The following is a 25,578-nucleotide window of genomic DNA, read 5'->3' on the forward strand; positions in this document are numbered from 1 at the left end:
GCGCGCGCTTATAGTGCGAGCGTTGTCTCGCGTTGGCGCGACGACATGCTTGAGCGCAGCACAGTGCGCGCGAAAGCAACTCGGAGCGTCCGATTTACTCAGTAATCACGCTTTTAAGCTCGCGCGCAACTTTCCCAGCATCCTCAGCGCACATAAGCGCCGACACTGTGCAAACTCCGTCAAGCTCAAGACCTCGAATAGGGAACACTGTGTTCTCGTGAATTCCGCCAATTGCCAACGTTTTTACGCCCATAGAGTGCGCAACTTTCGCCACTTCGTTCACTCCGTCAACTCCCAACGGCGGCACGTCGTGCGCTTTCGTATGCGTTTCAAAAGCTGCACCAATGCCAATCACATCCGGCAGCGGAACGTCATTTTCTTTGCACTCGCGGTAAGCTTTCTCCATCAAATCCGGTCGAGCGCAAGAAAGCCCAACCATCCACTCTGCCGGCATCGCTTTTCGCGCCTCAACAAACGGCGTATCCTTTTGCCCAACGTGCAAGTTGAAACCAAGCTGAGCTGCGCAATCAACATGATCGTCTATGAATACAGGCACATCGCCGTGCTCAGAATCAATAAGCGCATGACGCAACTTCTTCGCCTTTGCTGAAATTTCAGCGTCGTCGGAATACTTATCGCGCAATTGCACAACTGTAACTCCGCCTTCAACTGACTCTACTGCAACTTCTTCTTCCGGGCGATTTCCCATGCGCGGATCCGTTACCAAATACAGTGTCCAATCAACAGGCTCCACCGTAAACTCAATATTTGTCAAACTAAACATGTCGTTTACGCTAAGAGTTGAAAGCGCATCCATCCACAGTGTGCGGAAAGTGCCGGGAGCTGTGGTTTGACGAGCTGCCCAAGTTCCAGCCGCTGCTGCGTGCACGTGTGCTGCAACAGTTGCTGCGAGCGGACGTTCTGGGTTTGCGCCAACGTATGCTGCAACCAACGCTCCCAAAGCGCAACCGGTTCCAACTACTTTAGTCATAGTTTTATGTCCGCCGGTTACGCGAGCTAAGCAACCGTGAGCGTAAATCGCGTCTTTTTCGCCAGAAATTGCCACTACTGAGCCGTACTTTTTTGCTAATTCGCGCGCGGCTTGAAGAGCATCGTTCACGTTATCGTGAGAATCCACACCTTTGCCGTTGCTTTCTTTGCCTGCAAGTGCCATTATTTCGGAAGCGTTTGCGCGAATTACGGTAGGGTGGTGCTTAATAATTTCGTGTATAAAGCGCGCGCGTGGAGCAAGTGCTGGAACGCCGATTCCAACCGGGTCAAGTACCCACGGAGTATCGGCTTTTTCGCATCCTTCAACAGCTGCGCGCATGTATTCGGAAGTTTCTGGCTGATGGAATGTGCCAACGTTTATGAGCACGCCTGTGGCAATTTGCGCAAGTGCATGCGCTTCTTCTGGGTCGGTTACCATAATCGGCGACGCTCCTGCAGCGAGTAGTGCGTTGGCTGTAATGTCTTGCACGATTACGTTCGTGATGCAATGGGTGAGTGGCTGCTGTGTGCGCACGCGTTCGATGCATTGACGCACGTCGTTAAGAAACATGCGGCGGCGTGCGCGTACAGAGAAGCATGTGTCGACTTGCGTTGTTGAGCTTGTGCAGTATTCGTTTGCTTCGTTGCAGTTAGTTGTTTTTTCAGTGTTGCATGTTGTCATAATGTTTCCCTTCGCTAGCACTATCTAGATCAGGTTTTACGGATGTAATCTCAGCGCCGCCCGCGATTTTGCGGCAAATGCGCACTCCGAACCATCCTTCGACTATATCTTTTGTTCGTGACTTACTTTCTTCTGCGTGAGTGTCTGATTTTGCTTGTTTTGGGACACTGATGCAGATGGGTTTCTGCGTGAGTGTCTGATTTTGCTTGTTTTGGGACACTGGTGCAGTTTGTGTTCTGCGTTCGTGTCTCTGGTTGGTAGTTTCGTGGAGCATTTGCTGGAAAATTCCCGACGTTTCGCAGCACTTGCAGGAATCTACAAAAATCGCGCCGCATTTTTGCAACTTCTTCTACATATTTTCGCTTGCAACTGTGTAACCATAAGTATGGTAAACATAAATATAAGTAAACAATAAGTAGATTATAGAAGTTACGAAAGCGAGATAACATGGCAAACGATTCCATGCTAGAACAAAAGACTCCGCTCACAGCGCGCGAATACGCGACGCGCACAGCAATACGTGCGATTGCAATCATCGCATCTGTTTATGGTATGGCTGCTTCGTGGGAAGGCTTGATGACCTTCACTTATTTTACGAATCTTTCTAACCTGATGATTTGCGTAGCTCTTGCTGGATCGCTTTTGCTTGATACAGCTGCGTTTATGCGTGCTCGTAATTCTGTAGATTCAGCAGCGCAGCAAGATTCCGCAGCATCTTGCGCATGGTTCGACTCAAAATCCAACGCTTGGTACATTTTCAAATTCATGATGACCATCTCAATTGCTGTCACATTCACTTTGTACCTGTGTTTCTTAGCACCTACCAATAAGCTTGGTTTCGTTGGCGCTTACATGAATAACGGATGCAGCAGCCTTTGCGTTCACGCAGTTGCGCCGCTTCTTGCAATCGCTGATTTTGTGTTTTTTGATTATCGTTTCCGCTCTACTCGCGCACATTTGTATGTTTCTACTGTTCCGCCTCTTGCTTATGTTGCTTATGCTGCTATGCTTAGCGAGTTTGCTGGTGTTCGTTGGGGTGTTCATGCAATGCGCGCGCCTTATAATTTCCTCAATTATGGTGCTCCTGCCGGCTGGTTCGGCTTCGCACCGCAAACTTTTAATGCCACTACTTTGGGTGTTGGAGTTGCGTATTTGTTAATTGTGTTTACTCTTATTTTTATTGGTGTCGGCAGTGTATTTCTTGCGCTTAAGGATGCTCGCGCTCGTGCAATATTAAAAGAATAGTATTGTTGCGCGCCACTATTGCCTAATTGCTAGAATTAAACGTATGAGTGAGGATACTGCATTACAAGCATTATTTGACGGTACGTTACGCAATTCTTCTGGCAATGTGACTAATGCGTTGCTTGTGTATGGTGCGCCGAATACTGGTAAAACGCAGTTTGCTGTGCGCGCAGCAATTTCCGGCTATAAGCGTTGGTCGCATAATGTTACTGCGATGGCTGTGCAAAATCGTGTTCTTGCTTCAAAAATTGACAATATTATTATTCGCCAAATTGGTGTAAGTAAGCAGTCTCGTCCAGTTGGCACTTTGGCTTCTTTAGCTTTTACTATCATTTCTGCTTGCTGTAAGTTAAAGAATAATCCTTCGCCTAAGCTGCTAAATGGTGCTGAGCAGGATTCTTTGCTTCGTAAAGTTTTGCGCGCACACATTGAGCATGTTATGCGTGGAGATAATGGTGATTGCAATATATGCGCGCTTTTTAAGGATTATTTTGAAACGTCTCAATGGGTTATTCCATTAACTTGCGCAGTTTCCGCCGCTTCAGTGCCTTCTGCGCCTTCCGTAACTCCGGTTGCTCAATCAACTTCTTCGTCTCCAGAATTTTTGGCAGATAGATTCGATATTAACAACGCTTTTATGCATCAATTGCGCGATATGCTCGCTCGTTTAGATGAGCTTGGTATTAGCGATTTTGAAAGCGAAAATTCAGTTCTTCGCGCTCTTAGTGACGAGCAATCTTACGCCAATAATAGTGATATTTTACAAACGTCTGTGCTTATTAAACGTAGATTAACTCAATGGCGTTTGGCGTTTGCTTTGCGAGCTGAATATCGAAAAATAATTGCCGACACTTATAAATCTTCTTTCCGACTTGACGCTTCGCAACTGTTGGTTGAGGGTGCAAAATCTGCGCGCGAATTAGGAGAGCATGGTTTAGTAAACTCTTCTGAAATTCCAGCTCTTCTTGTAGTCGATGATTATCAAGATATTACTTTGGCTGGTTTGAGTTTTATTGAGACTTTGTCGAAGATTGGCACGCGTTTAGTTTTGCTTGCGAATCCGGATGAATCTGTGCAATCGTTTAGAGGAGCGTACCCGGATTATGCAATTTCTGCAGCTTTGGATGAGTTGAATGCTGCTGAGCAAACTTTAGAATATACGGGTTTTGCTGATTCTTGCGAAAATTCTTCCGACGATTCTGCCGATTTTTCTAAAAATTATTCTGCAGATCCAACTTTTGCAAATTATACCCAAGCACCTTCGATGCGTGAATTGCTCGCTTCACGCGTTTCTCTTTCGCTTACTTCGCAATATAAAACAGATGTTGCGCTCCCAAATCGCCCTTGGAAAATGCCAAAATTTGTAGGCTCCTTACCGATTGAGCCTATAGAAACCCTCCAAAATTCTCATCTCAACTCAGACGACACTGTTTTTACAGCGTTATATCGTTCACAGCGCGAGGAATTAGATGCTGTTATTTGGCAAATGAAGCAATCTCACGTAAATAATAAGCGCAAGTGGAGCGATATGGCGTTAATTGCGCACGACAATTCTACTGTTCGTCTTTTTGGCGAGCAGCTTCGCGCTTCTGGGGTTCCTGTGCGATACTCGTCAGTGACTCGCCCATTAAAAGATGAGCCATTTGTGCAAGGTTTATTTGCGCTTATTGAACTTGCTCAATTTGCGCAGCACGGTTTTTCTGGAATTGTTGAGCAAGTAAAACATGGTAGAAGTTTGCAAAATTTGGCTTCGTGGGTGCGTTTGCGAGTTCAGAATATTATGGATAGTCCGCTTTCCGCGATTACTAAAAGTGATTCTGGATTTTACGGTGATTTAGACGTTGAAATACCTGCGAAGTTATATTCTGTAGATTTGCTTATGCGTTCTCTTTCTTCTCTTTCGGCTGTTTTAATTGAGCAAAATGGTGAAAAGAACAAGAACTTTGAATCTAATGCTCCTTTGCAAAATCTTGTTCATAACTGGGATTTGTTGCAAAATTCGCTTCATGATGCGCAAAGCAAAGCGTACGTTGAATCTCAAATTTTGGTTGATAATAGTCGTATTGATGGCAGTTCAAATGATCTTATGCCATTATCTCTCGATGCGTGCTATTTGCTTTGTGTAGCAGATGTTGCACGTTCTATAGATGATGATTCTACAGTGTTGCAAATATTGCAGAATATGGCTCCTCGAAATCCGCACGTTGCAGCTTTTGTAAAACTGTGGAAAAACGTGCAAATTCTCGCTTCTCGTATGCGCAATAATCCTGATTTGAGTAATGCTCAATACGCTCTTGGTGAGGCTTGGAATATTTGTCATGTTGCTGAGCGTTGGCAGCGTATGTCTTTACAGCATAATTCGGAAGGTTATCGAGCTAACGATCGCTTGGATGCTGCAATGCGTCTTTTTGATTATGTTTCTTCATATGTTTCTTCTGATATTTCTTCAATGAATACGTTTGACGATACTTTTAGACAAGAAAATGTTGTAAGTATTGCAGATTTTATAGCTCAAGTTCGTGGCATGGAAATTGAAGCTGATTCTCTTGCTAAAGTAGCACCTGTTCCAGATGCTGTAACGCTTACTACTCCTGCTGGTTCTGTTGGAAAACATTGGAATCTTGTGTGGATGCCTACTTTGCAACAACGTGTGTGGCCAAATCTTGCTTCTCGTAGCACTATGTTTGGCGCAGAAAGTTTAGCGAATATTATTTTACATTCTAAGATTTCTGCTTCTAAATTGACTGTGAATGCGTCACTTCTTTCGAATAATGATAAATCTGCAGTTTTTGCTTCGGAACAGCGCAGTTTTTTGTTAGCTATTACGCGCGCAACAGAGCGTTTATATATAAGCGCGCAATATAGCGATAGTGCTGTGCCAAGCGACTTTCTTTATTATTATTTGCCTGAAAGATACTACAATAATGAAAATTCGCGCACGCCTTTTACGGAATTTACTACACCTTTTGCTGGTTTAGATATGGATGCTCGTGGACTAGTGTGTGCTGCTCGTTCGCAAATTTTGCGTGCTTCTTCTATGAAAGAAGAGTTTGGCAATAGTGCATGTAGTGCAGATAATGCAGGTAATGCAAGTAGTCCCGATATTGCAAATAGTTCCAATAGTGAGAATAGTAAGTCTAGAAATGCGATTATTGACGCTGCTCAAACGTTGCAATTACTTAAAGAAAATGGAGTATTTTGCGCTGATCCTTTTGAGTGGGATTTTATGAGCGATGTCGATGACTATGTTGATAAAAAATCTTCTGTTGAAAAAGACAATGAAAAAAACAATGAAAAAGCTGGCTCTGCTAAAAAAGCTAGTTCTGTTGTAAGCTTGTCTCCTTCAGCTGTAGATAGTTTGTGGGCATGCCCTGTGTGCGGATTGCTAAATCGTCAGCTTTTAGGTCCTCAACCCGGCAGTGCAGCAACGTATTTTGGCACGCTCATTCACGAAACTGCAAGATGGGCAAGCGAAAATCAGCATTACGATATGCCAGAAACTGGAGTTGATGAAACTGAAGTTGATGAAACTGAAACAGCGAATAATTCAGCCGAAGTTGCGAATAATTCAGCCGACTATTCTCCCTACTCTCCGCTTGTGCGCCGCAGTAACGCAATCGCAAATCTTATGGAAAAGTATTACCTAAGTATTGCGCCTGAACTTGCAGATATTCGAGATAGTAAGGAGCATTATTCGGCTCTTGCGCGTGAGAAGAATATTAAACGTGCGTTACATGCAATTGCGCAATATTTTGTCACTTCTTACGATCAATCAACATATGCGCTTAACTCAAAAAAGTCAGAAAACGGCATATTAGAATCTCTTACAAAAAGCGAAAAATCTTTAGAAAGTAGCATAGGTAGATTGCAACAAGCGTATTGCGAATTGCAAACAAGCGCGCATTTTGGATTTAATGATATTGCTCGCGTATTGAACAATACTTTTAAGAATGCAAATTTGCAAACCGTTACTACGCATGATTGCTACGAATTGATGGGTGCTTTAGTTGGAGGATGGCCGGATGGCGCAAGTGAAGATATGCAAGTACATATTCACGGTCGAATTGATCGCATGGAAAAGCGCATCAATTCAGATGGTTCCGAGCATATTCGCTTACTGGACTACAAAACAGGAAAGCCTTTAACAGCAAGCGAAGTTTTTAACGATTTGCAGCTAGTTTGCTACCAGCTTGCTTTACTTTTTTCTGATGAGAAACCTCTTATTGATGCGTCGAATGCGCCGATTATTTCGCGAAGTATTCTATTTCACGTTGCTAAGAACGATTATCCTGCTCAAGATCATAACGTTGCTGAAAACGTGTATCAGCCGCCGCTTTGCGTAAAAAATGCTTTAAATAATAATCCGCTTGAGTTACGAGTTGGATTCAAAAATATGGCAAGATTGTTAGATTGTCCGCATCTTGACGATATTGCGAAGAATTGTCCAGAAAATGTAAGCGAAAGCGCTTGGCAGTCGTTTACATCATTAAACCAAAGTGCAAAATGGTCTCTTACTATGATTTCGCGCGTTTGCTATGCTGCTGCGGCAGTTCGTTCGCATAAGATTATTGCGCACCCAACTTCTGAACACTTAAAGTATTGCAACGGAAAACAAGTATGCCCAGCATGCGCAGGTTGTATAGACACTGTATATGAGGTGTTGTAGTTATGATTGATAAAACAAATAAGCAATTTACTCGCAAGAACACCGATAGCGCGGAGCAAGCTGCAGCAATTCAAGCGCCAACAAATAAGAACATGATTATTGTTGCAGGAGCTGGAAGCGGCAAAACGTATACGATGACTCGTCGAGTTATCGACCTTATTGAGCGCGGAGTTGCTCCTGAAAGTATTTTGGGTTTGACTTTTACTAATAAAGCAGCTTCTGAGCTGCTTGCAAGAGTTGCTCAAGCTGTAAGTCAGCATAGTAGCGAAATAAATAAGCTTATCAATAATGCAAATTCCGCATCTTCAAGTGGCTTTTTGAAGCCAGAAGTAATGACATACGATGCTTTTTTCCAGTCAATTGTGCGCCAATATGGTTTGCTTGTTGGATTTGATCAAAATACGCAACCTTTAAGCGATGCAGGTGCGCGCGAATTAATAAAACCGCTAGTAAACGATTATGTTACTAATCATGCGGAAGTGCTGTCTTGGTATAGTTTTGATGCGCTTATTGACGACGTGCTTGCGCTCGCAGCAGATATTTCATGCTCGATGATTGGCATAAATAGCAGGGGAGAGTCTATAGATAGCACGTCTAAAGCTGTTTTAGAAATTCAAAAGTGGAATAACGCTTGGATTGAGCATTTGCAAAAAGCAATTAATTGTGCTGAAACTACTGAAATAATTGCAAAAAAGCCTAGCTCTATTAAATTGCGTCGCGGAAAAAACGATTCAGATGAAAAATATTTCGAAAAGTGCGAAAATTACGGAAAAGAATACGTAGAATACCTGAATATTACATTAAAAAATAAGTGTTATGAATCTTGTAATAACTTGCTTGAAGCTGCTGAGAAGCGCAATGTATTACTTGAATTAGTTTTGGCTTTTGACGCAGCAAAGCAGCGCGCAAATATGGCGCAATTTAGCGATTTTACTATTGCTGCATACCGTTTGGTGACGCATTTTCCTTCTATTGCAGAGCAGTATCGCCGCCAATACAGCCAAGTTTTGCTTGATGAATATCAAGATACTTCTACAACTCAAGCAATGCTGATTGCAACGCTGTTTCATAAAAAAACTAACGGTGTGGAAGAAGCTAGCGTTGCTGCGAAAACTAGCGAAAATCAAGACTTTTTAACTACTCAACAAACGCATATTGCTGCAGTAGGTGATCCGTTCCAAGCTATTTACTCGTTTAGAGGAGCTAGTTCCGGAGCTTTCAGAAAGCTTGAGCAAGCACTAAATATCGACCAGTCAAGTGAGTTTTCTCTTACTAGAACGCGACGCAATTCGCAGCTTATTTTAAAAGCTGCAAATTCTATTACGAAACCTTTGCGAGTGCCTGCGCTTCGCCATAGTAGTTCACTTGCTACAGAAGTAGAAGTGAAAAACTTGCAATACTTAGATAATGCACCAAAAGGTACTTTTAGTGTGTTAAATATGCCTACGCAATATCAAGAAGTAGAAGCCGTTGTGCGTTTTGTAAAATATGTAAAACATAATGCGCTATCTGAAAACGACGATACTAATTCTGCATCTGCTCGAGTTGCAGTTCTTTTCCGTAGCAAAAATAATATTCCGTTATATGAAGAAGCATTACAAAAAGCAGGTTTACGCACTCTTACTGTTGGGTATTCTGCATTGCTTGAAAAACCAGAAATTCGAGATGTTTTAGCTCTTCTTTCTGTTGTTGCAGATCACACAAATACTCAAGCTTTGATGAGATTGCTTGCAACTCCTCGTTTTGCGCTTAATACTGACGATTTGGCTGCTATAGCTAATATTGCAACATCAAAGAATATCGAATATGTTTTTCGTGCTTTAGTGCAAGCAGGTTTAGTAAACGCTGAAACTCCTCGCTCTAAGTGGTCGCAAGTTGTTCGAGAACAGCAATCTCAAGCTTCGCAAACCAATAGTATTCATGGTGGAGTTTTTGTGGCGGATGTTTTGCTTGAAGCATACGAAACGCAACTAAGCGAAGAAGCAAAAAATAACGACAACAATAACAATAATTTGCTTTTTGAGCTAAAAAATAATTTAAGCTCTAAAGCTTATATAGCAGTGTTAAGAATAGGGCAAATGATTCATGCAATACAACGTGCTCAATCTGGTTCTTTGCAAGATATTATGCGCGTTGCTGTAGAAACGCTTAACGTTGATATTGACGTTGCGCTATCTCGTGCGCTTATGAATGATACTTCCTCTAATGCAACGCTTCTTGACGATATGCACTCTACTGTCGATTCTATTTGTTTACTAGCAGACGCGTATTTGCAAGAAATGAGCGATTTTACAACTCCTACTTTGCATGGGTTTATGTCTTGGATTTTCAATATAGACAAAATTAACGATCAACCTTCTTCAGTGGATGAGGCTGCGGATGTCGTATTAATGACTATTCACCAATCGAAAGGTTTGGAATGGCCTGCTGTAGCGATAGTTGGGCTTAATGAAGGCGCGTTCCCAAGTAATCAAGGCGATAATTTGCGCGTAATAGCAACGCAACAAAGTGGCGTGTACAGGGAAAGTGCATACGCAACGCTCGAAGTTGCTGCAAAAGTACCTGTTTCTATGAGAGTGGATGCAAACATATTGCCAAGATTCCCTCACGATGTTGATCTTGAAACTAGCATGGAACCTCAAAAATCTTTGAAAAATATGTTAACTGTAGACGATATCGACGCAGAAGTTTATGGATCAAGAGCTAGAGAAATGTTTGATTTGGCAGAAAAATTCCATGAGCATGAGCAGGCTCCAGTAGAAGCGATTCCTTCAGAAGCTAGCAAAGTGTATGACGCTGTGATGAAAACTGGCACATTGCCTCTTTCACAAGTCGAAGAGCGTGGGCGCGCTTTGCATATTGACGAGCGTCACCTTATGTATGTTGCTTTGACGCGTGCTAAATTCGCAGCATTGCTCACTTGCAGCCAGTCTAATGCTATGAGCGTTGTTGAGAATAAAGAAAATTTTGCCAATAGTGCAGCTTCTTCTGTAGATGAATCTTCAAATATTTCAACTTCTAGAGTTAAAAAACCTTCTGTTTTTTGGCAGGAAATGTATGATTCAATGCGCGGATCTGAAGAATCTCCGGTTCAGGTCACAGCTAAGGTTTCAGATTCTTCAAATCAAGTAGGTTATGTTGTAGGGGAGTCAGCTTCGCAACTTGCGCAATTATTTAGCGAGGAAAGCACTATTCCAACTGAAGATAATGAGAAACAATTATCTTGGCCGAGTGCATCTAGTGAAGCTATACGTAGTGTATTGCAAAAATCTGCGCAAGACGTTGTAAATTCAAAAATGAGTAATCAAATTTCTGGTATTTCAAAAGATAATTCTTTGCTTTACAAAGCTCAAGCTTTGCTACAAGATGCAGATTTAATGCCGAAAATTGATTGGTATCACAACATTCAAGAGTTGAAAAACAGAGCAGAGCAGCTTTCTAATGTTGAAAATGTCAATGTGACTGCTGTGCAAAGACGCGCTATGTTTCGTAATGATTATTCGCGCGCGAATGAAGATTTTAATGATGCGGATGCTAAGCGTTTGCGGAAGGAATGGATGGCAATTATTCGCCCTATTCCTAGCGTTTCTTCGCCTGCTTCTGATTTGGGAACGCGTTTTCATGCTTGGGCTGAACAGTTTGTAAAAGCTGGTTGCGTGAATAAAAATTCTATTCAGTATGACGTTGATGAAAACGTTGATGAGAATGCTGTTGAGAACGTTGCTGAAACTTGCGAGAATATTTCGCAAAATGCAAAATCTTCGGAGCGCAAATTGTTGATATGGAAGCAGCGCTTAATAACATCAAAATGGGCGCATCGCCGTCCTATAGCAGCAGAGCAGCCGATTGTAGCTCATGTTCCAGAATTAGGCGATCAAATTATTAATGGCAAAATCGACGCAATATTTGCAGGTGGTTTAAATCCAGAAGATCCAAGCAAATTGTACACGATAGTTGATTGGAAAACTGGTAGAAAACCGACCAAGCCGCAAGATATTGCGCTTAAACTTGGCCAGCTTGACTGGTATCGTCTGCTTTTGTCTCTTATGACTAAGGTTCCGCTTGATGCTATCGATGCCACCCTTTATTATGTGAACATATCGGATGAATGTGAACGGGAAATTCATGCCGAGCAAAAAACGAAAGATGAGATCCTTGCCGAGTTACACTCTGACACGTTAATCTCCCTCGATGATGATGACGCATAAATGTTGCTATTGCAATCATTTTGTCGCAATTTATTTGCTGCAATTTTTGTTTGCTGTAACGTATTTTGCGCCGCGATTGAAACGCATCGTGCATCACTTCGAAAACGTGCAGATTCCTCGTGCAGTGTGTGTGGGCGGGCATACGCACAACATCGATTTGAGTATGAAGTAAGGAAGAATCATGACTGTTGAATTTCGTTCTGTAAAACTCAGTGATATTGATGCAATGGTTAAAGAATATGAACGTACTTGGGGTATTGCGCAAAAAGTTGGGAAAGATGCTTCGTTAAGTCTTTCTCGAAGATGTGTGTTGCATTACTTAGAACCTTCAACGCATGGTACTATTGCTGAAATAGATGGTAAGTTTATGGGTCTGCTTTTGGCGCGAGTTTTTGACGCACCTGTTTTATTTCCAGAAGTAGGGAGAATGCTTCGCGAGCAAGAAGCCACAATGAAAGAAAATTGTGACAAAAACTATGCTCTCGCTTTAGAAGAAGCGTACGGCATGCGCGCGTTGGAAACTAAACTTGAAGCGAAATCTCATATCAATAATTTAACTCAAGCGGAATTGGAGCTTTTCCTTGTTTCTCCAGATGCTCGTGGGCATGGTGTTGGTGGAGGCTTGTGGAAGCGAACAATGCATATGCTAAGAAATAACGGAGTAAATCGTTACTATTTACATACTGATTCAGCGTGTGACGTAAGCTTTTATGATTATCACGGGCTTAGAAGAGATGCTTCTTTTATGCGCTCGGATCATCCTTATGAAGCTAAGAACGTGAAATCTTTGGTGGATGACTTGTATATTTACTCAGGTGAGCCGAGAGTTCGTTCAAAGCAAGCAAATGCTCGTTCTAAAACGCGTTAATAAAAATATGCAAATGTATAACGTTGCGTGACTTGCTTGACAAAAAGGAGCAAAGAAATATATGTCGTCCCAAACGGCAACTAAGAAAGCATCGGTATTTTCTCAATATTCTAGATTATTTTCATTTAATGGAGCTAAAGCGTTTTGTGTAGCAGGCGCGATTGCGCGTTTGCCAATGTCTATGATTGCGTTGGGGATTGTTCTTGCATTAAACCATTTGTATAACAACTGGACTATTGCTGGAGCAATGTCTGCGTCGTATGTGCTTGCACAAGCTGCGGTAACTCCTGTGTATGCTAAGCTTTTTGACCGTTTTGGTCAGCGTAAAGTTGGAGTTATTGCGCTAAGTGCACAAGTAATCGCTATGATTTCTTTTGCATTTGCAGCTTTATTTAAGGTTCCTCTTGTTTTGCTTTTTGTGTTAGCAATTGTGATGGGTGTAACTCAGTTTGCTTTTGGCGCGTTGGTGCGTACTCGTTGGGCTTATACATTGCGTGCAGAAGATGACGATTCTTTATTAAACGTTGCTTATGCGTTGGAATCTGGTATCGATGAAATTGTGTTTATATTAGGACCTATTTTAGCCGCGTGGTTAGCAACTTCTGTGCACCCTGTTTCGCAATTATTCGTGCCAGTATTTGCAAGTGGATTGGGCGGAGCTTGGTTCTTTTCTCTAAAAAATACTCAACCTGCTGTGCTCAAAGTAGTGGAAGTTCCAACTGCTGCAGCTGAAGATGTTGATGTATTAATCGCTTCTCAAAAAGAAGATGAAATTTCCAAAGATTATGTGGCATCTCAAAAGCAAGAAGCGAAACGCTCATTTGTAGACAAATTTAGTCTTAAGCAATTGCATAATCATCGCTCAAAAAAGCGCGGTAAAAACGTGCTGCTTTACCGCGGCATTATCCCGCTTGTGCTCATGTTTGTTGTATTTAATATGAGTTTTAGTGCATTTGACGTGTCTGTAACAGCTGCAATGAAAGCTCAGGGGCTTGATCATTTCATTGGTATGCAGTTGGCATTGTTTGCATGTGGTTCGCTTGTGGGAGCGATTATTTTTGGATCGCATAAATTCCGTGGTTCTGATTGGTCACATCTGATTGTATTTTTGACTGTTCTAACTGTCGGATTTATGCTTATGAGTCTTAATATTGACAGACTTATGTTTATGAGCGTTTTTGAAGTGCTTTCTGGCTTATGCGTTTCGCCAATTTTTGCTACTGGAAATCTTATTGTGAAAGCAACTGTTCCTGAAGAATCGCTTACGGAAGGTCTTTCATGGCTACCAACTGCGTCTGCTGTTGGCTGTTCTTTAGGCTCGATGGCTGCTGGAGCTGCAATCGACTCGTGGAATTCGCATGCCGGAATGATGGTTCCATGGATCTCAACAATGGCAGCTATACCTATCGCCACGCTTGGCTGGTTTATTGTAATGGTGCTTAAAAAGCGACATTAACTGCGCACGTGTGTAAAGTTTCTGCCGTTTTCTCGCTTTAATCCGACCGAAATTTTACAGCTGCGTAAAGTTTCTGCCGCTTCAGTGACAAAAGCTGAGTTGAGTCCTAACGGTACACTAGAAAGAAGTGCGCAATATCGCAAGATGTAGTGAGATGAATATGAAAATAGAATATGATGAACGTACTGAGGAAATTCTTGCTGAAGTAGTACGCGATGCGTTGCAATCTGACGCTGATAATATGCGTTCTCTTAATAACCAAGAATCTTCTGCGTCGTCTAAGCAAATTCGACAGTCGGTGAAAAAAGTGAATAAAAAAATGTCTGCTGATACTTCAACTAAATCAGTATCTACTAAAGATGTAAAAACTGCTAAAACTAAATCAACTAAAAAAGCTAAATTCAACAAAGAAACTAAAACAGAAAATGCAAAGTCATCAACTCGTAGAACAGGAAATGTTCTTCCTCCTGTAGTTAACGATCAAAGAGAAGGTGCTCTTATTGCGCCGCCAAAGTATCGTAAAGGATCAATGCGAATCGTACCGCTTGGCGGTTTGGGTGAAATCGGCCGCAATATGAACGTAATTGAATATAACGGTCATATTTTGCTTATCGATTGCGGTGTGCTATTCCCAGAAGAAGAGCAGCCAGGCGTTGATTTGATTCTCCCAGATTTTCACTACATTCAGGATCGTTTAGACAAAGTTGAGGCATTGGTTTTAACGCACGGTCACGAAGATCATATCGGTGGTGTGCCTTACCTTCTTAAAATGCGTCCTGACATTCCGTTAATTGGTTCTAAGCTTACTTTGGCTTTTGTTGAAGCAAAGTGCCAGGAGCATCATATTGAGCCGAAACTTACTCGCGTTGAAGGCCGCGATAAGATGAAAGTAGGTCCGTTTAATCTTGAGTTTATTACGGTGACGCACTCGATTCCGGACGCGCTTGCTGTTTGTGTTAAAACGCCTGCTGGAACTTTGATTGATACTGGCGATATTAAGCTCGATCAGCTTCCTCTTGACCATCGTATTACTGATTTAGTTGAGTTTGGTCGCTTAGGTGAGCAGGGCATAGATTTGCTTATGGCTGATTCCACTAATGCTGAAGTTCCAGGATTTGTAAAGCCTGAAACTTCGATTGGTCCGGCTTTGGATCGCGCTTTTGCTGAAGCTACGCGCAAGATTATTGTTGCTAGTTTCTCAAGCCACGTGCATCGCGTGCAGCAAGTGGTTGACGCAGCTCACAAGTTTGGCAGAAAAGTTGTGTTCGTTGGCCGTTCGATGGTTCGCAATATGTCAATTGCTGCGGATTTAGGCTACTTGCATATTCCTGAAAACACGGTTGTGGACTTAAAGCAGGCCAAGGATGTTCAAGACGACAAGCTCGTATACATGTGCACTGGTTCACAAGGCGAGCCTATGGCTGCACTCGGGCGTATTGCAGATGGCAATCACCGAGATATTACTGTTAATGAGTTCGACACTGTTATTCTTGCAAGTTCGCTTATTCCAGGAAATGAGCACGAAGTTTATAAGGTTATTAACAAGCTTGTGCAGTTGGGTGCGCGTGTAATCAACAAAGATAACGCTGCAATTCACGTGTCTGGTCATTGCAATGAAGGCGAGTTGCTGTACTTGTACAACATTGTGAAGCCAAAGTGCGCCATGCCAATTCATGGTGAGCATCGTCACTTGGTTGCAAACGGATTGATTGCAGTAAAAACTGGCGTTGAACCAAATAACGTTGTGCTTGCTGAAGACGGCGATGTTGTGGATTTGTATCATGGCAATGCTGCAGTTGTTGGTTCTGTACCATGCGGTTACGTGTATGTTGATGGTGATTCTGTTGGTGAGCTTACAGATGAAGAGCTTGAAAAGCGCAGAATTTTGGGCACGGAAGGTTTCGTATCGAGCTTTGTTGTAGTTGATACAGAGCACGCTGACGTTGTTTCTGGTCCAAAGATTTTCTTGAATGCTGTTGCTGAAGACGAGGCTGATTTTGAGAAGGTTCGTCATCAAATTGTTGAACAGTTGCAGGATGCGATGATGCGCGGTGAGCACGATACTCATAAGTTGCAGCAGATTATGCGACGAACTTTGGGTAGTTGGGTTGCTCGCGCTTTGCGCAGGAAGCCTATGCTCGTGCCGGTAGTTGCGGATATTGCAAAAAATAATCAAGAATAATCAAAAATAAAGAAAATATTCGCAATTATTTGTAAATAGCTAAAAATAATCGTAAATATAATCAAAAATAAGAAAAATATAAGGAAGGTACAAAATATGCCAGGAGCAAATCTGACTCGCGTAGAAGCTCAAGAGCGTTTCGACGCTATCCAAATGCCAATTCACTACGATGTTGCGCTCGATTTAGGAAAAGGCGGACGCGATTTTACTTCGCGCACGAAGATTGAGTTCGATGCTAAAGCTGGTAGCGCAAGCTTCCTCGATTTAATTGCAAACAGCGTAGAATCTGTGGTGTTAAACGGTACCGCTCTTGACGTTTCTAAAGTTTTTGCAGACAGTCGAATTGAGCTTGCAAATTTGCTTGAGCATAATACCGTAGAAGTTGTAGCAAACTGCCAGTATTCCAACACGGGCGAAGGTTTGCACAGAAGCGTGGATCCTTCCGACGGAAACGTTTATTTGTATACTCAGTTCGAAGTGCCGGATGCTCGCCGCGTTTATGCTGTGTTTGATCAGCCGGATTTAAAGGCTGTTTTTGACTTTACGGTGGACGCTCCAGAAAGTTGGATTGTGACTTCCAATATGCCAGTTAAAAGCGAAACTGCGATTGAAGGCCGCGAAACTGAAGCAGGCACTTTGGAAAATGGCGCTGTAGAAGGCATGAAGCGTTGGGTATTCGAGTCAACTCCAAAGATGAGCTCCTACTTAACTGCTATCTGCGCAGGCCCTTACGCGCAGTGGCACACAACTTACAACAATGAAGACGGTCGCGTAGTTCCAATGGCAATGTACTGCCGTCAGGCACTTAAAGACGCTTTTGCAAAAGACGTTGACTACTTGTTCGATATTACGAAGAAAGGTTTTGCTTTCTACGCTAAGACTTGGGGAGTGCCGTATCCGTACGCAAAGTACGATCAGATTTACGTTCCAGAATATAACGCTGGAGCTATGGAAAACATTGGTATGGTCACGATTCGCGACCAGTACGTGTTTGAATCCAAAGTCACGGACGCTTATGCTGAGCGCCGCGTTGTAACAGTTTTGCATGAGCTTGCACACATGTGGTTCGGCGACTACGTGACCATGAAGTGGTGGAATGATTTGTGGCTTAACGAATCCTTCGCAGAATTCACTTCTACTCTTGCAACTGCTGAAGCAACTGAATGGCACGACGCTTGGAGCACTTTCAATTCCGGCGAAAAAAGCTGGGCACTTAATCAAGATCAGCTTCCAACAACGCACCCAATCGTGGCTCCAATCAACGATTTGAATGACACTTCCGTCAACTTCGACGGCATCACTTATGCAAAGGGTGCTTCTGTATTGAAGCAACTCGTAGCGTATGTTGGTCGCGAAAAGTTCTTTGAAGGAATCCACAACTATTTGAGCAAGCATGCATACAGCAACGCAACTTTGGCTGATTTGTTGCACGAGTTAGAGCTTACAAGCGGACGCGATTTGAAGGCTTGGAGTGCTCAATGGCTTGAAAAGGCTGGAATTAATACGATTTCTACTGAAGTCGAAGAAGCAGGTGACGGCACTATTGCTTCCTTGCGTTTGCATCAGAGCGCGCCAGCTGAGCATCCTGTTCTTCGCGCGCACCGTTTGGCTGTTGGATTCTACAATGTAGACGAAGCAACTGGTGAAATTAAGCGCACAAAGCGAATCGAACTTGACGTTGACGGCGAAGTGACGGAAGTTGTTGAGGCGCGCGGCGAGAAAATGCCTGCGCTTATTCTTGTAAACGACGACGATTTAACTTACACGAAGCTACGTTTTGACGCAAAGTCGCTTGAATTTGCTGCCGAAAACTTGTATCGTTTCAAGGATTCTTTGACTCGCTCGCTTATTTGGCTCGCATTGTGGGATATGACTCGCGACGCAGAATTCCCAGCAGAACGCTTTGTGGAACTCAGCCTTAAAGCTTTGGCAACTGAGCGAGAATCAACTACTTTCCGCTATGCTCTTGGTCAAGTGAAAGTAACTGCAAGCCACTACGTTGTTCCAGAGCGTCAAGCAGAAGTTGCAAAACATGTTGCTCACGAATTGTGGCAGTTGGCTTTGGTAGCTTCGGCTGGTTCCGACGAGCAATTCCAGCTCGTTAAGGCTTATCTTGGATACGGCGAAGTTGGAGATGCCGAGTTCTTGCGCGTAGCTAACGGATTACTTGACGGTTCCGTGAATCTGGAAGGCTTGGGAATCGACAACGACTTACGCTGGAGCATTCTTATTGCGCTCGCAGGTGTGAACGCTTTGGACGAAGCTGGAATTGACGCGGAACTTCAAAAGCGCGACACGACTGAGAATCGCGAATACGCTTACCAGGCTCGTGCAGCTCGCTCAACTGCAGAAGCTAAGGATTGGGCTTTTGAACAGGCTTTGCGTAATCTCGATTTGACGAATATGCAAATGGGCGCTGTGGTTGCTGGCTTTGCAAGCACTGCTAAAGGCGATTTGGTTAAGCCTTACGTTGATCGCTACTTTGCTGAAGTTGAGTGGATTTGGAAGAACCGCACCTTCCACATGGCTGAAGCTTTGATCGAAGGCTTGTATCCTGTGTATGCGCCGGTTGAGGAGCTGGTTAAGCACGGTGAAAAGTGGCTTGAGGCTCATGCTGATGCGGATCAGGCTTTGCGTCGCATGGTGCTCGGCAGCCTTGATTCTTCTCGCCGCACGCTTAAGGTACAGCATTACAACGCTTCCTTGCGCTAGTGCCTTAATTAATGTGGCGCGAGTTTTGCGCGACGATCTGCTTTCGCGCAGCATTGTGCGCGCGAAAGCAGGTCGTCGCGTGAGCTTGCGTGGAAAGTCCAGTGGACTTTCCACGCAAGCTCAGCAGCGAGAGCGTTAACCGCGCGCGCGTTGGCCAATTTGTGGAACATTTTCCGGAGTTTTTCCGGCTTTTGTACCACAACCATGTGCGGAGAAATTTTTTATAGCGCGTTATGTAATGTTACGAGTAAGATGGCAAACAGTGTGTGACGCGCTAGTATGCGATGTTGTTTGCTTGCGCGTAGGATGAAGTGATTTTTGTGAAAGAGGCTTTATTATGCCAAGAATGTTTGGTACTGACGGTGTGCGTGGATTGGCGAACCGAGATTTAACAGCGCAACTTGCGTTAGATTTGGGTGATGCTGCAGTGCGCGTTTTAGGGGATAAGCACGCGCCGGTTGCATCTAGCTCTAATGAAAGCGAGACTTCCTCTCACGCTCGCCGTCGCGCGCTTATTGGCAGAGATACGCGTGTTTCTGGTGATTTTCTAGCTTCTGCTCTCGCTGCTGGCATGAGTGCTGGCGGTTTTGATGTTATTGATGCTGGAATTATCCCAACTCCTGGCGTTGCTTTCCTCACTTCCGTGCTTAACGTTGAAATGGGTGCTGTTATTTCTGCGTCGCATAATCCTATGCCAGATAACGGTATTAAATTCTTTGCGCGCGGAGGTTTTAAGCTTCCAGATAGCAAGGAAGATGAGATTGAGACTGTGCTTGGTCAAGATTGGGAGCGTCCAACTGGTGCTGGTGTAGGTCGAGTCAGCCATGATACTACTACAGCTACTAACTTGTATATTGATCATTTAGTTTCTGCTGTTGCGCCTTTAAGCAATGGTTCTACTACGCGTCCAAAGCCTCTTGCAGGCTTACGTGTTGTAGCAGATTGCGCGAATGGTGCTACTTCTGTTGTTGCTCCTGAAGCTCTTCGTCGCGCTGGTGCGGAAGTAATCGTAATTAACGCTTCTCCTGACGGCTACAATATTAACGATCACGCAGGCTCGACTCATCCTGAGCAGCTGCAAGCCATGGTTAAAGCTTCTAAGGCTGATTTAGGCGTGGCTTTTGACGGTGACGCCGACCGCTGCTTAGCTGTTGACGAGAACGGCAATATGGTTAATGGCGATCAAATTATGGGTATTCTTGCTCGCGCAAAGCAGGCTGAAGGTAAGCTGAATCACGATACGCTTGTTGTAACTGTAATGAGCAATCTTGGCTTAAAGCTTGCGCTCAAAGATATGGGCATTTCAACAGTGCAAACAAACGTCGGCGATCGCTACGTTCTTGAAGAAATGCTTAAGCATGATTATTCACTCGGCGGCGAGCAGTCTGGTCACGTTATTAATCGCGAATTTGCAACAACCGGTGACGGTACGCTTACTGCTTTGACTTTGTGCCGTGAAGTTGTTCGTTCAGGCAAGAAACTTTCGCAAATGGCTGCAGACTTCCCGCAGCTTCCGCAAGCTCTTGTAAATGTGCCAAATGTAGATAAAATGGCTTCGAAAACTAACGCAGCTGTGCTTGCAGCTGTTGAGAAAGAATCGAAGCTTCTTGGAGATACAGGTCGCGTGCTTTTGCGTCCTAGTGGCACAGAGCCGCTTGTGCGCGTTATGTGCGAGGCTGCAACTCAAACTCAGGCAGATGAGGTTTGCGCTCGTCTTGCTCAAGTTGTGGTCGATAATCTGAAGCTATAAGCTTACTTATTTTTTGCGCCTGCTATTTGCTTACATTTCAGTCGGCTCTAGCAGTGCGCAAATAATTTTGATACACTTATATCTTTAGTGCGGCTTTCAAATTCTGCTCGCAGCATATAGATTTTGTATGTTTTCGCGTTACTGTGCGCGTTACTTAAAACGGTGAAAAGGAGTCCTATGTTTACGCATCACGCAAGTGTTGATACTAAGCTCAGTCGCGCTGTTGAGCGCTTGCTTGATTCCGCTACAGAAGACGGCATTTTGCCGATTGTGCAAGCAGGTGAGCCTGTTCTTCGCCAGCGCACTGTGGCATATGACGGCCAGCTTACACGTGCTACTCTCACAAAACTTATTTCTCTTATGCACAGCACAATGCTGGAGGCTCCAGGCGTAGGTTTGGCTGCTCCACAGATTGGTCTTGGTCTTGCTATTGCTGTTATTGAAGATCATGTTCGTGATGATGAGGACGATCCTCGTGACATTGCAGAGCTTCCGTTTAGAGCTATTATTAATCCTCATTATGAGCCTATTGGTACGCAAACTCGTAGTTTTTATGAAGGTTGCTTAAGTGTTTCCGGCTATCAGGCTGTACGTCAGCGTTGGCTTGATATTCAGGCTACTTGGCAGGATGAGGACGGCAAACAACATTCCGAGCGTTTGCATGGTTGGCCTGCGCGTATTTTCCAGCACGAAACTGATCATCTTCGCGGCGAACTTTATATTGATCGTGCGGAAATGCGTTCACTTTCTACCGACGAAAATCTTGAAGATTATTGGGCAGATGAAGCAGTTCCTGTAGCTGCTGCTCGCACTCTCGGTTTTGCAATATGATTTTAAAGTTTTAAAAATTATTGCAGTGTCGTTTTGTGCATTTCAATAGTAGTAATAGAATACTCATGTGTGTTTTTGTAATTTACTGCTTAAACGCGAGTATTTACTACATTGAATAAAGGAGAGACAAATGAAGGTTTGTTCTCAATGCGGTACAGCAAACAACGATTCCGCAAAGTTCTGTAAGGGTTGCGGTAATAATGTTGAATCCGCTCAACCAGTAGCTCAACCAGTAGCTCAGCCTGTACAACCTGTGTCTCAGGCTCAGCCAATGGCTCAACCAATGCAGCCAATGCAACCTGTGTCCCAGCAGCCAGCTCAGCCAATGTTTGTTCAGCAGAATCCGCAAATGACTCACCCAACTCAACCGGCTCAACCGATGATGCAGCAGGCTCCAGCAATGCAAGGTGCTCCTCACTATACTCAGCCAATGAATCAGATTAATTCTGAACAGATGGTGGACTTCTTCCATTGGCTTATTAGCGCAATTAAGAAGCCTTCTCAGCAGTACCATGTATCTAGCTTGTACGCTGTGCTTGTGTTTGTAATTAGCGCTCTTGTATCTGCAATCTAAACTTATTTCACGGTTCAATCTGGTGCCAACATTTTCAACTCTTTTACTAAAGTTGGCACTAACTTACTTTCGTCAATGTCGGAGCGTTCTATTTCTGCTCCACGAGTTTCCATGCCTATTTCTGTATTCATTGCCGCTTTCTTCGCAGCAATGATTAGCGTTTACATGACATTCGTTGTGGCTTTGATTGGTGCAAAGATGTTTGGTGACCCAATGTCTGCCAGCCAGTTGCATGTTCAGTTCGCTCAGAAGATGGTTCCGATTGTAACAATTCAGATTTGCGCAGCATTGCTTGGCATTCTTACTCTTTCGACTCCGTCTGTGTTCTTGCAAATCTTTGCAGGATTCTTGACAATGCTTCTTCCATTCTCCTTCGTATCTCACGCTGAATGCACGCGTAAGATAGATCGCGAATGGTTGTGGGTTATTTACGTGTTAGTAGCTGCGATAATTCTTATTATCGTATTCTGCGTCACTATGGGAATCGTAACAAGTGCTATTTCTTCCGCAATATACGGAGCTTTATTGCACTAAAAGAATTTTGCTAATCTAATTAAATAATTCTATAAAAGCTTTTTAATAGAGTGTTTTTCGTAAAATTTGCGTCAGTTTAGCAAAATAACTTAAAAATAAAAATAACTTGGAAAAATTTTATTTCAAAAGTGCTTAGCGTATGAATAATATGCTAAGCACTTTTGTGAAATATTAGGAGTTAATATGAATTGCACTCAATGTGGAAGCCCTATAGATAGTGTCTCAACGTAGTGCTCAAATTGTGGCGCAAAAGTAGAGGATAATACACAGCAGCCAATGGCGCAATTTAATCAGCATGAATCTCAAGCGTAGCAGTTTGCTGTAAATACGTATCAGACGCAAACTAATAACACCGTTTTGCCAAATAACGTAAATAACGTAAATAACGCGAATTTTTCAAATAACTCTAATATAGCTTCAGTAAAGATGAGCAAAAAGAATAAAATCATCCTTATCATAATTGGAGTTTTTAATGGTAGCTCTTGGTACTGCATATTATGCAATTCAAAACTATGTTTATTCTCCAGAAGCTACAATTAAACAATACGTGAACGCTCTGGAAAGCGGAAACTTTACAGAAGCAAGCAAACTTGTTGACTGGTCTCCTAACGATATTCAAGAAGGTTCTCGCATCCTTTTGACTAATGAAGTTAGCAGCAAAACTAAAAATCGTATTGAAAATCCAGTAATTACCAACATTAGCTTTGATTCCAGTGTAGTCTCCTACAGAATTAATGGGAAAGAGAATAAAATGTCGCTTCAAGTCTCTTATCCTAAAACTGAGTGGCTTATATTTAAGTCATATAAGCTGTATCCTCGTGTAAACATTATGTATTTAGATATTCCAAACAGGATTAAAAAATCAAAGTTAACGTGCTAGCAAGAAGCTAGAGAAGAAAATTACCAGTGCTGTTAAAAAGCAAATTAAGCAGTGCATTAGTGCATCAAATGGATCAGCAGTCCCTGCAAAGATTTGTGTTTTTGGCACCTCCTTGCGTAAGAAGAACTTAGGATTCTTTACATCCTACGACTATTCATATTCAGATGTTAAGAGAAGTGTTAACGGATATCCTAAACTTACATCCATTGATCCAGAAAGTGGAAGTTTCTCTACAGAAGGATTTGAAGAAACTGTAGAGTTCCGTCGTCAGGCTAGTAACGAAGACGAATGGCATGATGGTAATTCTGTAAGCAGATTCTACATCAACAGATCATTTAAAATCAAAGGCAACGACGTAAATATTAAGTTTGAGAACAATACATATCAAGAACAATATTACTAAGGATAAGTATTAAATAAAACTCGTTGCCGCTTTGGACACTCGTGCAGCACTCCGACCTGCCTGAATGCTGTGTTAGTAACAAAAAGCCGACCCCGCAAAATCGTAGGGTCGGCTTTTCGTATGTCGATTATAAGTGCGTATATGCTATACTGGCATATCGTATGTTCGCATACTATATAAAGTTATTTTTCAATGAAGAAAGGTAGTCGATGACGTTTATCTCTCGTGCAATACGCTACATTCTGAGGAAACGAATAAAAACAGCGATAGTTTTCATTATTGTATTTCTTATTTCGACATTGTTATTTTCTACTTCTGCAGTTTCAAGTGCTGCAGGTAGAGAAGGAGAAAAAGTTGAAGCGCAAGCAGAGTCTAGTTTTGTGCTCGCAAATAACCCTCAAATAAACCCTGGAACTCCTAGAGGAGCTGGAACTGTAAAACCTAAAGATGTACAGGCAATTGCAAAATTAAATGGAATTGCTTCCTACGTTGTTCGACAAAATGTAACAGCGGATTTAGTTAATGCTAAAGCGGCAAGAATTCCAGGCGTTCAGGATTATGATCAAAAGCGCGAGCAGCAGTTTGGAAATGCCGTTAATATTGAAGGGACGAATGACTCTACTGGTTTAAATACTTTTAAAACAAAAGCAATAACTATGTCTAAAGGCAAGCATCTTATTGCTAATAACGTTCATGCATCACTGATTCATGAAGATCTCGCTAAAGCTAACGGATTACATGTAGGAGATACTCTTACGCTTCGCGCTAATCCTTACGATGCTGACAATATTCAACAATCAACAGCAACAGTAAAAACTCGTATTGTTGGAATTTATGCCGGAGCAAATAAGCGTCAAGTCGCAACTAGGGCGGAATTGACAGCTAATACCGTGTATACGGATTTGCAAACTACTCGCGAATTATACAAATATGAGCCTGGAAAAGAAATATATCAGGATGCAAGTTTTAGAATAAAGCGCGGCGAGGATGCGGATAATATTATGGCGCAAGCTGCCAAATTGCCTATTGATTTGCAAAACTATCAACTAACTCGTGACGATCAGTTCGTTTCTGGTTTGTTGAAAGCAGCAAAGGGAGTGCGCTCAATAATGACTGTTACAACAATTGCTGTTGTATCATTCGCTATTATTGCTTTGGCATTAGTGCTTTTGCTGTGGATGAATGAGCGACGTAATGAAATTGGTGTTTTTGTTGCAATTGGCACTGGCAAATTATCTATAGTTGGTCAATATCTTGCTGAGATTGTGCTTATTTCAATACCTTCGTTAATTGTGGGTTACCTTTTTGCAAAAGTTATAGCTCCGTTGATGGCTAATGTTGCTCTTGGCTCTGTGCAATCATCAGCGGCCCGTGAATTGAGTAATATGGGTCAAGCTGGTGGAAATCTTGAATCAACTTTGGCAACAAAAACTTTGGAAACACTTAGCGTACAAGTAGACGCTCAGTGTTTTATCGGAGTTTCTACAATTGTTGGTGCAGTAATCGTTATTGCAGTTGTGTTGTCTTATTTGCCAATTATATGCAAATCTCCTCGTGAGCTCCTCGGATTGCAAAAGTAAAACTATGCTGTTTGGCG

General features: G+C 42.9%; 15 protein-coding genes and 1 riboswitch. Of the genes, 14 read left to right on the plus strand and 1 reads right to left on the minus strand.

Features of this window, described 5'->3' with window-relative positions:
- Positions 1 to 94 precede the first annotated feature (94 nt).
- Positions 95 to 1,672, minus strand: coding sequence for a hydroxyethylthiazole kinase (gene thiM, locus HXT59_RS02965; RefSeq protein ID WP_033888471.1), 1,578 nt, complete (start codon positions 1,670 to 1,672; stop codon positions 95 to 97).
- A riboswitch (TPP riboswitch) is annotated at positions 1,662 to 1,771 on the minus strand. (Overlaps the previous gene by 11 nt.)
- A 348-nt stretch (positions 1,772 to 2,119) precedes the next feature.
- On the opposite strand from thiM, the gene HXT59_RS02970 reads away from it, so the two are divergent.
- The 14 genes from HXT59_RS02970 (at position 2,120) to HXT59_RS03035 (ending at position 25,561) form a co-directional block, all read left to right on the plus strand.
- A complete protein-coding gene (locus HXT59_RS02970; RefSeq protein ID WP_421784074.1) occupies positions 2,120 to 2,917 on the plus strand; it encodes a hypothetical protein in 798 nt (265 codons plus the stop codon).
- Between the two features lie 43 nt (positions 2,918 to 2,960).
- On the plus strand, positions 2,961 to 7,583 hold the full coding sequence (locus tag HXT59_RS02975; RefSeq protein WP_421784076.1) for a PD-(D/E)XK nuclease family protein: 4,623 nt from the start codon (positions 2,961 to 2,963) through the stop codon (positions 7,581 to 7,583).
- A gap of 2 nt (positions 7,584 to 7,585) precedes the next feature.
- Positions 7,586 to 11,791: an ATP-dependent DNA helicase gene (locus HXT59_RS02980; RefSeq protein ID WP_421784078.1), complete on the plus strand. Its 4,206-nt coding sequence runs from the start codon at positions 7,586 to 7,588 to the stop codon at positions 11,789 to 11,791.
- 181 nt (positions 11,792 to 11,972) lie between these two features.
- Positions 11,973 to 12,659 carry a GNAT family N-acetyltransferase gene (locus HXT59_RS02985; protein ID WP_102703231.1) on the plus strand — a complete coding sequence of 229 codons (687 nt, stop codon included), beginning with the start codon at positions 11,973 to 11,975 and terminating at the stop codon, positions 12,657 to 12,659.
- Between the two features lie 61 nt (positions 12,660 to 12,720).
- The gene (locus HXT59_RS02990; RefSeq protein WP_102703230.1) at positions 12,721 to 14,115 is read left to right on the plus strand and encodes an MFS transporter; all 1,395 of its coding nucleotides are present in this window, start codon (positions 12,721 to 12,723) and stop codon (positions 14,113 to 14,115) included.
- A 154-nt stretch (positions 14,116 to 14,269) separates the two neighbouring features.
- A complete protein-coding gene (locus tag HXT59_RS02995; RefSeq protein WP_102703229.1) occupies positions 14,270 to 16,297 on the plus strand; it encodes a ribonuclease J in 2,028 nt (675 codons plus the stop codon).
- Between the two features lie 96 nt (positions 16,298 to 16,393).
- Positions 16,394 to 19,009: an aminopeptidase N gene (pepN, locus tag HXT59_RS03000; RefSeq protein WP_421784080.1), complete on the plus strand. Its 2,616-nt coding sequence runs from the start codon at positions 16,394 to 16,396 to the stop codon at positions 19,007 to 19,009.
- A 337-nt stretch (positions 19,010 to 19,346) separates the two neighbouring features.
- Entirely contained in the window at positions 19,347 to 20,759 is a 1,413-nt protein-coding gene (gene glmM, locus HXT59_RS03005) for a phosphoglucosamine mutase (RefSeq protein ID WP_421777291.1), read from the plus strand.
- 177 nt (positions 20,760 to 20,936) lie between these two features.
- Positions 20,937 to 21,590, plus strand: coding sequence for a peptide deformylase (locus HXT59_RS03010; protein ID WP_004107289.1), 654 nt, complete (start codon positions 20,937 to 20,939; stop codon positions 21,588 to 21,590).
- A 130-nt stretch (positions 21,591 to 21,720) separates the two neighbouring features.
- On the plus strand, positions 21,721 to 22,164 hold the full coding sequence (locus HXT59_RS03015; protein WP_421784082.1) for a hypothetical protein: 444 nt from the start codon (positions 21,721 to 21,723) through the stop codon (positions 22,162 to 22,164).
- A gap of 111 nt (positions 22,165 to 22,275) precedes the next feature.
- Positions 22,276 to 22,698: a hypothetical protein gene (locus HXT59_RS03020; protein ID WP_421784084.1), complete on the plus strand. Its 423-nt coding sequence runs from the start codon at positions 22,276 to 22,278 to the stop codon at positions 22,696 to 22,698.
- Positions 22,699 to 23,170: 472 nt separating this feature from the next.
- Complete coding sequence (locus HXT59_RS03025) at positions 23,171 to 23,578, plus strand: hypothetical protein (RefSeq protein WP_421784085.1); 408 nt, start codon at positions 23,171 to 23,173, stop codon at positions 23,576 to 23,578.
- A gap of 112 nt (positions 23,579 to 23,690) precedes the next feature.
- Positions 23,691 to 23,981: a hypothetical protein gene (locus HXT59_RS03030; RefSeq protein ID WP_004109367.1), complete on the plus strand. Its 291-nt coding sequence runs from the start codon at positions 23,691 to 23,693 to the stop codon at positions 23,979 to 23,981.
- 209 nt (positions 23,982 to 24,190) lie between these two features.
- Positions 24,191 to 25,561: an ABC transporter permease gene (locus HXT59_RS03035; protein WP_421784087.1), complete on the plus strand. Its 1,371-nt coding sequence runs from the start codon at positions 24,191 to 24,193 to the stop codon at positions 25,559 to 25,561.
- The last annotated feature ends 17 nt before the right edge of the window (positions 25,562 to 25,578 follow it).

Origin of the sequence: Gardnerella sp. KA01001 (assembly GCF_049244025.1) — a bacterium.
Classification (GTDB): Bacteria; Actinomycetota; Actinomycetes; order Actinomycetales; family Bifidobacteriaceae; genus Bifidobacterium; species Bifidobacterium swidsinskii.

Excerpts from the sequence above, each read along its gene's own strand:
- HXT59_RS03035 (WP_421784087.1), top strand. The coding sequence starts at position 24,191 with ATGACGTTTATCTCTCGTGCAATACGCTACATTCTGAGGAAACGAATA.
- pepN (WP_421784080.1), top strand. The coding sequence starts at position 16,394 with ATGCCAGGAGCAAATCTGACTCGCGTAGAAGCTCAAGAGCGTTTCGAC.
- HXT59_RS03025 (WP_421784085.1), top strand. The coding sequence starts at position 23,171 with ATGGTAGCTCTTGGTACTGCATATTATGCAATTCAAAACTATGTTTAT.
- HXT59_RS03015 (WP_421784082.1), top strand. The coding sequence starts at position 21,721 with ATGAAGGTTTGTTCTCAATGCGGTACAGCAAACAACGATTCCGCAAAG.
- glmM (WP_421777291.1), top strand. The coding sequence starts at position 19,347 with ATGCCAAGAATGTTTGGTACTGACGGTGTGCGTGGATTGGCGAACCGA.
- HXT59_RS02970 (WP_421784074.1), top strand. The coding sequence starts at position 2,120 with ATGGCAAACGATTCCATGCTAGAACAAAAGACTCCGCTCACAGCGCGC.
- HXT59_RS02985 (WP_102703231.1), top strand. The coding sequence starts at position 11,973 with ATGACTGTTGAATTTCGTTCTGTAAAACTCAGTGATATTGATGCAATG.
- thiM (WP_033888471.1), bottom strand. The coding sequence starts at position 1,672 with ATGACAACATGCAACACTGAAAAAACAACTAACTGCAACGAAGCAAAC.
- HXT59_RS02980 (WP_421784078.1), top strand. The coding sequence starts at position 7,586 with ATGATTGATAAAACAAATAAGCAATTTACTCGCAAGAACACCGATAGC.
- HXT59_RS02995 (WP_102703229.1), top strand. The coding sequence starts at position 14,270 with ATGAATATGAAAATAGAATATGATGAACGTACTGAGGAAATTCTTGCT.
- HXT59_RS03020 (WP_421784084.1), top strand. The coding sequence starts at position 22,276 with ATGCCTATTTCTGTATTCATTGCCGCTTTCTTCGCAGCAATGATTAGC.
- HXT59_RS03010 (WP_004107289.1), top strand. The coding sequence starts at position 20,937 with ATGTTTACGCATCACGCAAGTGTTGATACTAAGCTCAGTCGCGCTGTT.
- HXT59_RS02975 (WP_421784076.1), top strand. The coding sequence starts at position 2,961 with ATGAGTGAGGATACTGCATTACAAGCATTATTTGACGGTACGTTACGC.
- HXT59_RS02990 (WP_102703230.1), top strand. The coding sequence starts at position 12,721 with ATGTCGTCCCAAACGGCAACTAAGAAAGCATCGGTATTTTCTCAATAT.